The organism is Thermopirellula anaerolimosa (assembly GCF_054657335.1).
Genome location: NZ_BAAHYX010000004.1, coordinates 695,870 through 709,732 on the forward strand (window position 1 = coordinate 695,870; position 13,863 = coordinate 709,732).

Sequence of the window (13,863 nt, forward strand, 5' to 3'; positions counted from 1 at the left end):
TGCGAGACGATTCGGAAGATAGAGACTCCATCGGACCGGCGAACGACGTGTGCGAATACCGACGAGGCCGTCGTCTAGGGAGCCGTCACAACGCCGTCGTCATTTTCGAGGACCAACCGGGTGTCATTGATTCCAATTCCCTCTTGGTGGAAGCGCTGGAGCGAGTCCCTCCGCCCCGGCGTCCGCGAGCGAGTCCTTTTCGAGGACGCGCTGAAACTCTTGCACGACCGCCAGTCGGAGGGCTTGCCGGCAAGCGCGGGCGACTTCGCGAAGTCGCTCGGCGTGTCGCGTCAAAAGGCCGAACAAATCGTCGCACGTTTGGAGCAAATGGGGTTGCTGACCCGAGATCCGGGAGGCAACATTCGGGCGACGGAGGAGGGCCGACGCGAAGCCATCCGCATCGTGCGGGTTCACCGCCTTTGGGAGCGCTACTTAGCCGATCAGACGGGGTTGCCCCCCGACGATTGGCATCGCCGCGCCCATGAATTGGAACACCTGACGAACGACGAGGATTTGCGGGAATTGGAACGCAGCTTGGGGTTCCCGCAATATGACCCCCACGGCGACCCGATCCCCTCGGCAGGCGGCACGGTCCCGCCGCTTCGCGGTGATCGCGTCGAACAGGCGCGTCCCGGCGACACCCTAATCATCAGCCATTTGGAGGATGAACCGCATGCGCCGTACGCGGAGTTGCTGTCGCACGGCCTGGCCGTCGGGATGCCGATCCGTTTGGACCGCGTGGGCGAGCAATCGGTTCGTTTGCAGTCGCAAGGCCGAAGCGTACAAATCACGCGTGATGCCGCGCAAAACCTTTGGGTCCGCCGCGCGGAATTACGACCGGATCAACAAGCCATTCTGGACGGAAGAACCTTGGCCTCCCTCGAGGTGGGCGAATCCGCCGTGGTGCGCGGCATTTCGCCCCAAGCGCGGGGGTTGCAACGCCGACGACTCCTCGACTTGGGGTTCGTGCCGGGCAGTCGCGTAACGCCCGAGTTCCGCAGTCCCGGCGGCGATCCCACGGCCTTTCGAGTGCGGGGCACGTTGATCGCCCTGCGGCGGGATCAAGCCGCCATGATATTCGTGGAACCGCCCACTGAGAACGATTAGCCGGGATTCACGCGACCGCACAAATTCCAAAAGATACGTGCTTCGATTCACTTTGACCTTAAGGATACGATTGCTGCGTCCGAACGGATCATGAATAAAACCTCTTGCGGAACCTGTCCACAATCTCGCCGCCCCCAAATTACACGGTTGGGAATCGACTTGGAGGGCTGCGATTACGTGGCGGCCCTGGCCGGCAACCCCAACACCGGCAAGAGCACCGTATTCAATGCCCTGACCGGACTCCACCAACACACCGGCAATTGGCCGGGAAAGACCGTCACCCGTGCCGAAGGGGCCTTCGCCTATCAAGACCGCCGTTTCAAGTTGGTGGACCTGCCCGGCACCTACTCCCTCATGGCCACCAGCCTGGATGAAGAGGTGGCACGCGATTTTCTCCTCTTCGGGCAACCCGACGTCACGATCATCGTCGTGGACGCCTCGCGACTGGAACGGAACCTCAATCTGGTCCTTCAAGTGCTGGAAATCACGGATCGGGCGGTCTTGTGTTTGAACCTGATGGACGAGGCGCGTCGCCGCGGCATGGACATCGACACGGAACGACTGGCCGCAGAGTTGGGAATCCCGGTCGTCCCCACGTCGGCCCGATTCGGAAAGGGAATACCGGAACTCATCCAGACCGTTCACGACGTGGCGACCGGCAAAATCCCATGTCAGCCGAGGCGGGTCGGCGGGCAAACGCCAGGCTTGCAACGAGCGGTTCAAGTCATTTCCGGACGACTGCGAGAGGTCTTTCCGCATCTATCGAACGCCGATTGGGTGAGTTTACGCCTACTGGACGGCGATCCGCGGGTGAAAGAGGCAGTCCGTCGCGGTGAGTTCCGCGAACTGAAAGACGCCGAGACGCTCTTGGGAGAGACTGTCGGCCCGCACGCCTCCGACGCGGAGGAACCGGAGATTCCGGAGCCTTTGCGGCAAGGCCTCGAGGCCATCTTGGAACAGGCGGACAAACTCCGCTGGGAGGTGGGCATGGACTTCCATCAGGTCTTGGTGGAGGCCGTCTACGCCGAGGCCGCCCGTATCGCCGGCAACACCGTCCACTTCCGCCGCGAACCCTCCGCCGAAGATTGGGATCGGCGTCTCGACCGAATCCTCACCAGTCGAGTTTACGGCTACCCCATCATGATTGGGCTTTTCCTGATCGTGATCTGGCTCACGGTGCAGGGTGCCAACTACCCCTCCGCTCTCCTCTCCGCGCTGCTGGTGGACACGGTGCATCCCTTGCTTCGCGATGCGGCCCTGTGGGTGGGACTGCCGAACTGGATTCGGGGGCCGCTTATCGACGGCGGTTATCTCGCCATGGCTTGGGTCGTCAGCGTGATGTTGCCGCCTATGGCGATCTTCTTCCCGATCTTCACGTTACTTGAGGACTTCGGCTACTTGCCGCGGGTGGCGTTCAACCTCGATCGGCTGTTTCGTTGGGCCGGCGCTCACGGCAAACAGGCATTGACCATGACAATGGGCTTCGGTTGCAACGCGGCGGGCGTTGTCGCGTGTCGCGTCATCGACAGTCCCCGAGAACGACTGCTGGCCATCGTGACGAACAATTTCTCCCTGTGCAACGGTCGCTGGCCGACGCAGATTCTACTGGCCACGATCTTCCTGGGAGCGTTGGCGCCCGCCTATTTGGCCGGTGTCGTCGCCACGCTCGGGGTCATCGGCGTCGCCATGCTGGGCATTCTGTTCACCTTTATCGTCTCGTGGTCGCTGAGCCGAACCGTCCTCCGCGGAGAGGTTTCCACGTTTCACCTGGAGCTTCCCCCTTATCGCCCGCCGCGGTTACTGCAAACGTTATACACATCCTTCATCGACCGCACGCTGATCGTGCTGGGCCGCGCCGTCATGTTCGCCTTTCCTGCGGGGATCGTCATCTGGCTGGTCGCCAACATCACCATTGCCGATCGCTCCCTGGCCGAGCACGTGATCCGCGCGCTGAACCCGCTGGGTACCGCCGTCGGGATGAACGGCGTGATCTTGTTGGCATATATCATCGCCATCCCCGCCAACGAAATCGTCATCCCCACGGTCCTCATGCTGACCGTCTTGACGACGAACATGTCGAGTGTCGGGGCCCAAGCGGGCGTCTTGTTCGAACCGCAAGACATGGCCGCCACGGCTGAAATCCTGCGGCAAGGCGGCTGGACCACGCTGACCGCCGTCTGTTTGATGCTGTTCAGCCTGCTTCACAACCCTTGCTCCACCACCATTTACACCATTTATAAAGAGACGGGCAGCGTCAAATGGACCGCCTTGTCCACGTTATTGCCGATCGCGCTTGGGTTCGCCGTCTGCTTTGTCGTCAGTGCGTTGGCCAAGTCGCTCCTGCCGGGATTGTGAGCCGAGTTCGCCGTCCTCGCCTCTTGTCATGCCTCGATGCGAAGCCCGGCCCCGGCGCGGGTTCCGACCGACCGGCAATCGGTGGCTCGGATCTTGGCGGCGGTCGCATCGCGGGTGTCGCTTCGGCGTCTGCTTGCCGCGCGCCCTGCGCGATGATAGAATGCACGACACTGGGATTTGTGGCCGCTTGCAGCCAGCTCTGCTAAAGTGCCGGCGTCGCTCCTCGAGGCTTCCCGGAGCAACGATCCTACACCGATCCAGAATAAGCCGCGACGGCCCGGTAGTTCGTCGCGGCTTTTGTTTTGGTGGATCGGTGCGGCGGAGAGGCTGCCGCGGTTGTATCTCTCGGGATCGTGCACCATCCATACCCTTCATCCGGCAAACATCGAGGTGTGAACGCTCATGTCCGACTTCGCGAGTCCTCGTTCCCAATCCACTCCCGACTCCCCTCGCTTGGGCACCCTCTGCGTCCACGGCGGCGAGGACCGCTTCAAGCCATGCCATTCGATCACGGATCCCGTCTTCTTCACGGCCACGTACACGTTCGAGAACACTGCGGCCGTTTTGGAATACGTCGGGAAAAGGCTCCCGCGCGACGAGTACGGTCGCTATAGCAATCCCACCGAGCGCGTCTTGGAGCAAAAGCTGGCCGCGATCGAGGGCGGCGAGTCGGCTGTTGCCTTCGCCACCGGCATGGCCGCCGTCACATGCTACTTGATGAGCAAGGTGCAAGCCGGCGACGAAATCGTCTTATTCGACGAGTGCTACCATCGCAGTCGCGAATTCTGCACCAAGGTCCTCGGCAAGTACGGTGTGGTCACGCACCAAATTCCGGCGTGCGATTACGAGAAGATGGAAGCGGCCATCAATCCCCGCACCAAACTGCTAATCAGCGAATCGCCGACCAATCCGCACCTGAGCGTCGTCGACCTGGAGCGATTCGCCGCGATCGGCAAAAAGTACGGCGTGGAGACGATGATCGACGCCACGTTGGCCACCCCCTACAATATCCGTCCCTTGGAATACGGCGTCGATTGCGTTCTTCACTCCTGCACCAAATACCTGGGCGGACACAACGACCTGTTGGCCGGCGCCGTGATCGGTCGGCGCGAGGTGCTGGAACCGGTACGAAAGCTTCGCGGCGTGATGGGTGTCAATCTGACTTCGCAATCGGCCTACCTGCTGCTTCGCGGACTAAAAACCTTCGAACTGCGCATGCAGCGGCACAACCAAAACGGGCTGGCCCTGGCCCAGTTCCTGGAGCGACATCCCCGGGTGGAAAAGGTCTATTATCCCGGACTCCCCAGCCATCGCGATCACGAGGTCGCCCGGCGGACGATGCGCGGTTTCGGAGGACTGGTCACGTTCCTCGTTCGAGACGCGGATGCCGACGCCACGGCGCGGATCGTGGACGCCGTTCGTATTCCGCACATCGGTCCCAGCCTGGGCGGCGCCGAGTCGCTCATCGAGCAACCGATCTTCATGAGCTACCACGATTTCACGATGGATCAGCGGCGAGCGGTAGGTATTCTCGACAACATGATCCGCGTCTCTTGCGGATTGGAGGATACCGAGGATCTGATCGCCGATTTCGCCCAGGCCCTGGAACGCTGATACGCGATGGATCCGTGACTCCGAAAGGTCGTCCATTAGGGTAAACCCCTGTTCGCGGCGGCGTTCGGCGACCGTTGAGCCGATCGGGCAACCTCGCGGACTCGCAGCTTCTCGAGCGCAAACCATGCATTTTCGAACCAAAGCCATTCACGTCGGCAACGAACCGGATGCCTTGGGCGCCGTGGTTCCGCCCATCTATTTGGCCGCCACGTACGTCCAGCCTGGGGCCGGTGAATGGGGAACCTTCGATTACTCCCGCAGCGGCAATCCGACCCGCAAGGCCTTCGAAACCACCCTGGCGGCCTTGGAATCCGGTTGCGGGGCCTTGGCCTTTTCCTCCGGTATGACCGCCGTACATAGCGTGACGATGCTGCTCCGAAGCGGCGACCACATCCTCGCCGGACGAGATCTGTACGGAGGCAGTTTTCGCCTGTTCCACAAGATCATCGACCGCGCCGGGATCGACGTCACGCTGGTTCCTACGGAGGATTTGGACGCGGTCCGTGCGGCCATTCGGCCGAGCACAAGGCTACTCTGGATCGAGTCGCCCGGCAATCCGTTGCTCACCATTACGGACATCGCCGCCTGCGCGGAGATTGCACATCGTCACGGGGCCTTGCTCGCCGTGGACAACACGTTCGCCACGCCCGTCCTCACCCGACCGTTGGAACTGGGCGCGGACATCAGCATGCACTCGGTGACCAAATACATCGGCGGGCACAGCGATGTGTTGGGCGGCGCTTTGGTCGTCCGCGACGAAGACCTCTTGCGGCGTTTGTATTTCGTCCAGAATGCTACCGGCGGAGTCATGGCTCCACTGGAGTCCTATCTGAGCGGTCGCGGACTGAAGACCTTGGAACTTCGCGTTCGCGCCCAGTGCCAAACAGCCGCGGCCGTGGCAGCCTTTCTTGCCGCCCACCCCCGAGTTCGAAGGGTTCTGTACCCCGGCTTGGCCGATCACCCCGGCCACGACGTTGCGAAAAAACAAATGTCAGGCGGCTTCGGAGCGATGATCAGCTTCGAGCTAAAAGCCGGGTACGACGAGGCCAAGCGTGTCGTCGAATCGACTCGCTTGTTTCGGCTGGCCGTCAGTCTGGGGGCGGTGGAATCCCTCATCGAACAGCCGGCCTCCATGTCGCACGCCAGCTACGACCCGGAAGTCCGCCGCGCTAACGGGATCAGCGACGGATTGATACGTCTGTCGGTGGGATTGGAACACCCCGAAGATCTGATCGAAGACCTAGATCAAGCTCTATCCGCCGCATAAGGAAGCCAGCGTTAAAATCGGCTCATCTTTTCCAGCCTGCTCATATCATCACATATGGAACAAATCGGAGCGACTTTGCCGCTTGGCTAAACTTTTCCGAAAGTTTCGACTCTCCCGGTGACGATCTCTTTTCCGGCACATCGCGGCACGACATGCCCTTCCGGATGGCCGAAAAGACGATGGACTCCCGTATACCGAGAGAGATCGAATCATGATCCGACCCTTGCACATCCGTCTGGCAACAGGTTTCGCCCTTCTGATCGCGTGGGCTGGCCTTGGAGTGGGCCAAGAGACGGACTATATCGCCCGAACACAGAGTCGCTGGGCCGGACGAGTCCTCCGCTCCAATACGTCGCACGAGAGCGTCGGGAATTACGCGACGTCGGCACCGAGTGATTCCATTCCGCCGGGCGCGAAGGTTATTTCCGACCGCCCCGTCTCTACCGGCGCTCGATACCTCCGCGTGTCTCAGGAATCCGGATCAGTCGAAACGATCCCGCCCGGCGAGTTGCTGGAAGGCCCGATCCCTGACGACGAATCGGCCGTGCAGTACGAAGAAATGGCTCCCGCGTGGAGCGGTCCGGCGGGCTATCGCGGTCCCGGTTGTTGGTATCCCGGTTATTTCCTGTTTCAAGGCGCCTGGATCGACGGTCTGAGCATTCATGCGGGCGTCCACGGATTCAAGGGGCCCATGGACTTGGGTGGTAACGGCAATTTCGGCTTTCACGAGGGTTTGAACTTCGGCGCCCCGCTCGGCGGACCGTGGGGAATCGGCTATCAAGTCGGCGCCCAGGTGACGCACAGCGATTTCGCCGGCAACCAGGCATTGACCCTTTTCGATTCCACCGCCATCACGGATCAGGACCGCAATCAGTTCTTCCTCACCGCCGGAATCTTCCGCCGCCCGGACTGCGGGCGATGGCAATGGGCGGTCGCGGTGGACTGGCTTCACGAGGACTTCTACGAGGACGCCGACCTTTTGCAACTACGACACGAAATCTCGTTCGTCTTGGACGACTGCCGTGAAATCGGCTACATGGGGATGTACGGCTTGAAGGATAGCGAAGTCACCGTGTCGCAAGGCGGCATTCAAGCCGCTCGCACCGTGCTCGACCTCTCCGTGCTGGATCGCTACGCATTCTTCTACCGACGACAATTTGAAGAAGGCGGCGAAGGCCGCATTTGGGCGGGTTGGTCGGGCTACGGAGATGCGCTCGTCGGTGCAGATGCCGTTGTGCCATTGGGACGCAGTTGGGCCCTCGAAACCAATTTCGCCTATCTCGCTCCTAAGACGGGAAGCGGTCTCGACGGTCAAATCGACGAAAGCTGGAGCCTTAATATCGGACTGGTCTGGTACCCGCGTCGTCCCGTGCAATGCGCACTGTCCGACCCCTACCGACCGGTCTTGGGCGTCGGCGACAACACCAGCGTCATGCTCCGCGGACGCACACGTTAGAACGAGGAGTTGCAATCCAACTAGACATCGCGGAATAAAGAAGGCCCCTCTCCTTGCCGGAGTGGGGCCTTCTTTCGTGCCGCCAAAGTGCATGTTCTTGTGCCTCCGGCACGACTTCGATGGCCCTCGGTCGCTGTTTTCCGCATGCTCCCCGGTTGGGCATGCGTCCACAATCAATCCGATTCGCCAACGAGTGCGTGCCGCCTCGTCAAGGTCGGCACAATCCGGGAACCTGGCAAAACGTCTGGATTCGGCCTCGAAAACATGCGTCCCCCCTCGCGGACGTGCGTTCTCGTGCTTCGACCGTCCGCGGCACTATACAGCTCCCACCATGCCGCCGGCCTTCCACGGGTCACAACTCCGCAATTTTGCTTGAACCTCCTATCCTGCCAAGCTAGACTTATGAGACGACCTCAAGTTTCTGTCTCAGGCCGTTTGGTTTGAGATTCACGCGGTTCAGCCGGCGGGGCGCGATCCACTCTCTCTCGAACAACCGACCCTTTGGGAAGATCGCAACCGTCGTCGGCGGAGTTCAGTTTCCCACACATGGGAGGAGGGTAAGAAGATGCGATCCAGTATGCTTTGCTTGGCCCTGCTGGCCTGTGCCGGCGTTGTTGCGGCAAGACCGGCATCCGCCTGTAAGTTGTTCGGCCATCGGTTTGCACGGCTGCATTGCCCGAAGCTCGCCTGCTGCGTTCCTATAGATTCCTGCATCCCGCAGGATTGCTGCGTAGCGCCTTCGGCCGAAACGGAAGCCGCGCCGGCCGAGGCTGCGACTTCCGCACCGGCACCCATGGAATCACCATCCGACGTCGCCCCCGAGGCTCCCGCACCTGCTCCGGCCGAAACCCCCGCTCCCGCCCCGGCCCCTGCCGAGACCCCAGCTCCTCCGGCACCAGCCGAAGCCCCGGCCCCGCCGGCCCCTGCGGCTGAAGCGACTCCCGCTCCGGAAGCCCCTGCGGCACCGGCAGCCGAAATGCAGGCTCCCGCTGAGGCTGCTCCACCCGCACCCGCCGAGGCTCCCGCTCCTGCTCCGGCCGAAACTCCCGCCCCCGCACCGGCCCCGGCCGAAACCTCAGCTCCTCCGGCACCGGCCGAAGCCCCGGCCCCGCCGGCCCCTGCGCCTGAAGCGCCTCCCGCTCCGGAAGCCCCCGCGGCACCGGCAGCCGAGGCGGCACCCGCAGCGAACCAGAGCGGTTACCGAATTTGGACGGACGACACGGGGATGTACCACGTTACCGCCCGCTTCGTTCAAACGCTGGACGGTGCCGTCGTTCGCCTGCGGACACCTTCCGGAACCTTTGTCCGCGTTGCCTGGGACCGGCTTTCGCAAGCCGATCGCGATTACGTGATCGGCCTGACCGGCGTGGCGGCGAATGTGCGCTAATCCACACTCTTAAGTTACGTCGCATCCGGCAATCATCGGAAACCGATGTAGCCGCAACCTTTTACGAACCGCGCCGAGCCTCACGCGCTCGGGCGCGGTTCTTTTTTCGCACTCACCCGATTACTGCTCGCGATTGGCCGGCGGCGACGGCTTTTTGAATCACCTTTTCCCTTCGAGGCCTCATTGTCCCGCAGCGCGTCTCGGTCATAAAATCGACATTGTTCGCTCGGGACGCAAAAGTCGCCTCGGGCCTGACATATCATCACCGGTTCAACGAGGAGGGTACACGGTGACGAAAGCCGACGCACCGCAGCGTATTCACATCATCGGGATCGGAGAGGACGGCCTGGCGGGCCTCACGGAACATGCCCGGCAGTTAGTGGCCTCGGCCGACCTGCTGATCGGAGATTCGGATTGCTTGGCCATCGTCAAGGACCTACCGACGCCCAAGTTGGAAACCTCGAATAGTCTGCAAGAGATCGTCAACCAACTCGCCGCCCACCCGGAAAAGAAGGTCGTCCTTTTGGCCGAGGGCGATCCCCTGTTTTACGGCGTCGCCCGTTACCTTTGGGAAAAAATCGGCAAGGACCGTTTCGAGGTCGTACCGCACGTCAGCAGCATGCAATTGGCCTTTGCCCGCGTCAAGGAAAATTGGGAAGACGCCTATTTGGCCAATCTGGCCGATCATGCGTTGGAAGACGTGCTCTCGCGCATCCGTTCGGCGGACAAAGTCGGACTGTTCACGACCGAAGAACTTCCGCCGAATCGCGTGGCGGAGCAACTGCTGGCCTGCGGGCTGGACTACTTCTCGGCCTATGTCTGCGAACACTTGGGAGCGCCCAACGAACGCGTCACGGCAGGGGAACTGCAAGATATCGCGGCGCATTCCTATTCTCCGCTCAACGTGATGATCTTGGTCCGGAAACCGGACGTCCCCGATCGTCCCCTGAAGCAATGGGGCAAACGATTGTTCGGCAATCCCGACGAGACGTTTTTGCAATCGAAACCGAAGCGGGGACTTCTTACCCCGGCGGAGATCCGCGCCATCGCCCTGGCCGAACTGGATGTCGGCCCGCGAAGCATCGTGTGGGACATCGGCGCCGGCAGCGGATCGCTTTCCATCGAGGCCGCGCAAATCGCCCGCGAGGGTTCCGTCTTCGCCGTCGAGATGGACGCCGACGACTACGAACTTCTCCGCGAGAACGCCCGGAGATTCGATGTCCCGAATCTACGACCGATCCTGGGACGGGCCCCGGAGGCCTGGGCGGACCTCCCTGATCCGGACTGCGTCTTCGTCGGAGGCAGCGGACGTCAGGTCGTCGACCTGTGCCAAGCCGCCTTCGCTCGTCTCCGCCCCGGCGGACGCTTGGTGGTGACGATGGGTAGCGTGGATAACGTCGCCGAGTGCCAACAACGGATCCGCACCTTGACGCCGCACATCGAGGTCCTCATGGTCAACCTCGCCCGAGGTTACTATCAACTGGACCGTGTGCGGTTTCAAGCATTGAATCCGACGTTCCTTTTGGCGGCGGTCAAACCTCTTCCGGAAAACCGCAAGGGCGGATAACCGCTTCGCCAATCCCCTGCGTTGCCCCCTTCATCTTGGCGTTTCCTGCGGAAAGTGGGAAATCATCGCCGCCGTCGTGAATGAGCACACGCGCAGTCCCGCAAATCCCTTGCATCGACGAGAACGGCCGAATGAACGCAAAGAAGACCTGGGATGTTCGAGGAGAGGATGCCCCGTTGGATGTACTCGCCGTCGGCGCTCACCCGGACGACGTGGAAATCGGTTGTGGAGGAATCGTTCACTCCCTGGCACGTCAAGGCTATCGCGTCGGCATCATCGATTTGACGGATGGCGAACCGACTCCTGGTTCGCCTGATCCCGAGACCCGTTTGGAGGAAGCGACGATCGCCGCGCGGACGTTGGGGGCCTGTCTCCGCGTGACGTTGGACCTGCCGAATCGCCGTCTTTTCGACACGTTCGAGTCACGATGCGCCCTCGCGACGGAGTTTCGACGCTACCGACCGAAACTCGTTCTGTGCCTGGGCGGCGACACCCCTTTCGCCTCTCCCGATCACGACGCCGCCCGACGCATCACCGAGGCCGCGATCTTCTATTCCCGACTCTCCAAATGGGAGGAGTATTTTGAGGGTTTGCCGGTCCACTCCATCCCGCATTACCTGTTCTACTTCCTTTCGTTACGGCAACTGGCGCCGCCCGCCGGAAATTTGCTAGTCGTAGATATTTCCGAGAGCCTGGATGCCAAACTCGCTGCCGTGGCGTGCTATCGAACCCAGTTCGCTCACCGCCCCGAAATTCTCGATCGCATCCGAGACGTCAATGCCCAGCAAGGCCGCACGTGCGGCTATACGGCGGGCGAGGTGGTTGCTCATCCCACGACCTGGGGCACCCAAGACTTGATGGCCTGCGTACTCGGACACCCGGTCCGACCCGTTTCGTAGTCCCGCGCCGCGGTGAGTTGCCCGATGAGTCGCTCATTCACCTGGCGGAGTTCCCCTGAGTAAAACCCCGGGCGGATGGCGCGCTACAGCCCTCGGCCCATGCCACGCTTCCAAGGGCGATATTCGCGAAGCATCTCCAATACGTGGGCCATGTCGCCGGGCAGAGGAGCCTCGACCGTCACCCGTCTGCCGGTGCCGGGATGATCGAAACTCAAGCGATGGGCATGGAGCGCCTGCCGGGCCAGAACGGTCTCTCCGTCCGGAACGCCGGAGACTAGTTCACCGCGCGTGATTTCGGCCCGACCGCCGTACTGACGATCGCACAGTACGGGACACCCGATGTGCGCCAAGTGGATGCGAATCTGGTGCGTACGCCCCGTCTTGGGGTAGGCCGCCACCAACGCGAAGCCCACGAAGCGTTCCTCAACTTGGTACAGGGTCTGGGCCGATCGAGCATCGGGATCGTGGCGGCGAACCGCCATTTTTTCCCGTTGCCGCGGATGCAATCCGATCGGCTCCTCGACCCAATCCGCATCGCGGTCGGGAACCCCCGCCGTAATCGCCAGATATTGCTTCTCCACGGTACGGGCGGCGAACTGCTCGGCCAAGTTGCGATGCGACAGGTCATGCTTGGCCACCAAGATCGCCCCACTCGTGTCCCGATCCAAACGATGCACGATGCCGGGACGATTCGGTCCCCCCAGACTGCTCAATCGGCCACCGTAGAGATGTTGGATCGCCCCGGCCAACGTCCCGGACCAATGCCCCCGAGCGGGATGAACGACCATCCCCGGCGGCTTATTGACGACGGCCAGCCAGTCGTCATCATAGATCACATTGAGCGGAATCGGTTCCGGCTTGGGACATTGCCGCGGCGCCTCCGGCAGAGTCACCGTCACGACTTGTCCGCATTTCAGGCGATAGCTCGGCTTGGCCCCCTTCTCGTCCACCGTCACGCCGCCCTCGGTGATCACCCGACGAAGCACCACACGGCTATAGGCGGGGAAATGCAGGACGAGAAAGGCATCCAGCCTCCATCCGACGTGCTCCGGACCGACCGCTAGACGGATCGGTCCTGTCTCGGGTGAGTACCCGGTCGTCATGGCAGGCAGGCCTATACCATCGCAAAGGCCGGAAAAGAATCGTGGAGCCGAAATCGTAAAACAAGGCCCGGGCTTGCCGACTCCTACGGGTTCGACGAATCGCCCGTCCCGCCGTTCGGAGAATCCGAATTCGCGGGGACCGCCGGGGTATCTGCGGGCTTCTCCGGTTCACTCATCGGCGGTTGAATGATCGGAGTCGCCGGCGCGGCGGTCGATTCGCCGGGGGTTTCCTGAGGCGCGGCCCCCTGAGGTTCGCTCTCGCTCGCACCCGGGCTCACCGCCGGCGTCGATCCGGCGGCGGGAGGCGGCGGCAAAGCGCTGGGATCGAACGGCAAATCACCCGGAGAGAATCCGCTCGGCGGGCTTGGAGACGGTTCGTATCGCGCAAAGAAATCGTAGAAGCCCTGCACGTCCTGGCGTTCCAACTCGGCGGCGCGACGCTGCGCCAGTGTCGCAAAACGCCCATCCGGAAAGCTTTCGGCGAGTTCACGGTACAGTTTGACGGCGCGTTCCAGTTCGCCCTGCCCTTGCCGCGAACCCGCCAGCGATTCATAGGCCCGAGCCAAACCCCAAAGCAGTCGCTCCTTCAGTTCCGGCCGTCGCACCTTGTCTCGCACTGCAAGGTACCCGTCGATCGCCTTTTGCAACTCCTGCACGGCGTCGGCCTTGTTGCTGAACAATTGAGCGCACCCGATCTCCAGGTGGATATCAGCGGCGGCGACCTGCGCCCACATCGCAGCCTCGCTTCCGGCATACTGCTCGGCCACGGCTTCCAAATCGGAGGCCGTCCCCTTTTGCATGGCCTGATAAAGTGCGCCCCAGGCGGCCTCGCGACTTGACCGCGACCGTTGGGAAAAGACGTACCATGCCGCAACGACCAGTACGATCAGAAGGACCGCCAGGGAAACGGCCCGCGCGTAGGGCGCCGCCTTTTCCGTCGCCTCGGCCAACCAACGGGCCAACAAATTATCCTGCAACTCGTGACGCCGTTCGCGTTTCATCGCTTTCCCGTATCATTTCGAGGAACAAGCTCCGGCTATCGGCCCACTTCCGGGAGCGGTCCCGGCAGCCGGAAAAAGCGTAAAGCTAGGAAAGCCTTGAATATAGG

10 protein-coding genes are annotated in these 13,863 nt (G+C 62.0%); 8 read left to right on the forward strand and 2 right to left on the reverse strand.

Annotation, left to right across the window (positions count from 1 at the left end; translation table 11 throughout):
• Positions 1–120 precede the first annotated feature (120 nt).
• From ACYQ6J_RS03285 to ACYQ6J_RS03320, 8 genes are all read left to right on the forward strand, one after another.
• Positions 121–1,107 carry a metal-dependent transcriptional regulator gene (locus ACYQ6J_RS03285; protein ID WP_460182770.1) on the forward strand — a complete coding sequence of 329 codons (987 nt, stop codon included), beginning with the start codon at positions 121–123 and terminating at the stop codon, positions 1,105–1,107.
• 90 nt (positions 1,108–1,197) lie between these two features.
• Entirely contained in the window at positions 1,198–3,462 is a 2,265-nt protein-coding gene (gene feoB / locus ACYQ6J_RS03290) for a ferrous iron transport protein B (RefSeq protein ID WP_460182771.1), read from the forward strand.
• Between the two features lie 402 nt (positions 3,463–3,864).
• The gene (locus ACYQ6J_RS03295) at positions 3,865–5,076 is read left to right on the forward strand and encodes a trans-sulfuration enzyme family protein (RefSeq protein WP_460182772.1); all 1,212 of its coding nucleotides are present in this window, start codon (positions 3,865–3,867) and stop codon (positions 5,074–5,076) included.
• 124 nt (positions 5,077–5,200) lie between these two features.
• Positions 5,201–6,343 carry a trans-sulfuration enzyme family protein gene (locus tag ACYQ6J_RS03300; protein WP_460182773.1) on the forward strand — a complete coding sequence of 381 codons (1,143 nt, stop codon included), beginning with the start codon at positions 5,201–5,203 and terminating at the stop codon, positions 6,341–6,343.
• 211 nt (positions 6,344–6,554) lie between these two features.
• The gene (locus ACYQ6J_RS03305) at positions 6,555–7,799 is read left to right on the forward strand and encodes a DUF6666 family protein (RefSeq protein ID WP_460182774.1); all 1,245 of its coding nucleotides are present in this window, start codon (positions 6,555–6,557) and stop codon (positions 7,797–7,799) included.
• Positions 7,800–8,775: 976 nt separating this feature from the next.
• Positions 8,776–9,186 (forward strand): SHD1 domain-containing protein, encoded by a 411-nt coding sequence (locus ACYQ6J_RS03310; RefSeq protein ID WP_460182775.1) that lies wholly within the window; start codon positions 8,776–8,778, stop codon positions 9,184–9,186.
• Between the two features lie 289 nt (positions 9,187–9,475).
• Complete coding sequence (gene cbiE / locus ACYQ6J_RS03315) at positions 9,476–10,753, forward strand: precorrin-6y C5,15-methyltransferase (decarboxylating) subunit CbiE (protein ID WP_460182776.1); 1,278 nt, start codon at positions 9,476–9,478, stop codon at positions 10,751–10,753.
• 131 nt (positions 10,754–10,884) lie between these two features.
• On the forward strand, positions 10,885–11,652 hold the full coding sequence (locus ACYQ6J_RS03320; RefSeq protein ID WP_460182777.1) for a PIG-L family deacetylase: 768 nt from the start codon (positions 10,885–10,887) through the stop codon (positions 11,650–11,652).
• Positions 11,653–11,735: 83 nt separating this feature from the next.
• Here the strand turns inward: ACYQ6J_RS03320 and ACYQ6J_RS03325 are convergent, their stop codons facing one another.
• Positions 11,736–12,755, reverse strand: a complete 1,020-nt coding sequence (locus ACYQ6J_RS03325) for an RluA family pseudouridine synthase (RefSeq protein WP_460182778.1) — start codon at positions 12,753–12,755, stop codon at positions 11,736–11,738.
• An 83-nt stretch (positions 12,756–12,838) separates the two neighbouring features.
• Positions 12,839–13,756: a tetratricopeptide repeat protein gene (locus ACYQ6J_RS03330; RefSeq protein WP_460182779.1), complete on the reverse strand. Its 918-nt coding sequence runs from the start codon at positions 13,754–13,756 to the stop codon at positions 12,839–12,841.
• Positions 13,757–13,863 lie beyond the last annotated feature (107 nt).

Coding starts and splice junctions, on each gene's coding strand:
- ACYQ6J_RS03305 (WP_460182774.1), top strand. CDS start 6,555: ATGATCCGACCCTTGCACATCCGTCTGGCAACAGGTTTCGCCCTTCTG.
- feoB (WP_460182771.1), top strand. CDS start 1,198: ATGAATAAAACCTCTTGCGGAACCTGTCCACAATCTCGCCGCCCCCAA.
- ACYQ6J_RS03325 (WP_460182778.1), bottom strand. CDS start 12,755: ATGACGACCGGGTACTCACCCGAGACAGGACCGATCCGTCTAGCGGTC.
- ACYQ6J_RS03330 (WP_460182779.1), bottom strand. CDS start 13,756: ATGAAACGCGAACGGCGTCACGAGTTGCAGGATAATTTGTTGGCCCGT.
- ACYQ6J_RS03320 (WP_460182777.1), top strand. CDS start 10,885: ATGAACGCAAAGAAGACCTGGGATGTTCGAGGAGAGGATGCCCCGTTG.
- ACYQ6J_RS03300 (WP_460182773.1), top strand. CDS start 5,201: ATGCATTTTCGAACCAAAGCCATTCACGTCGGCAACGAACCGGATGCC.
- ACYQ6J_RS03310 (WP_460182775.1), top strand. CDS start 8,776: ATGCAGGCTCCCGCTGAGGCTGCTCCACCCGCACCCGCCGAGGCTCCC.
- ACYQ6J_RS03295 (WP_460182772.1), top strand. CDS start 3,865: ATGTCCGACTTCGCGAGTCCTCGTTCCCAATCCACTCCCGACTCCCCT.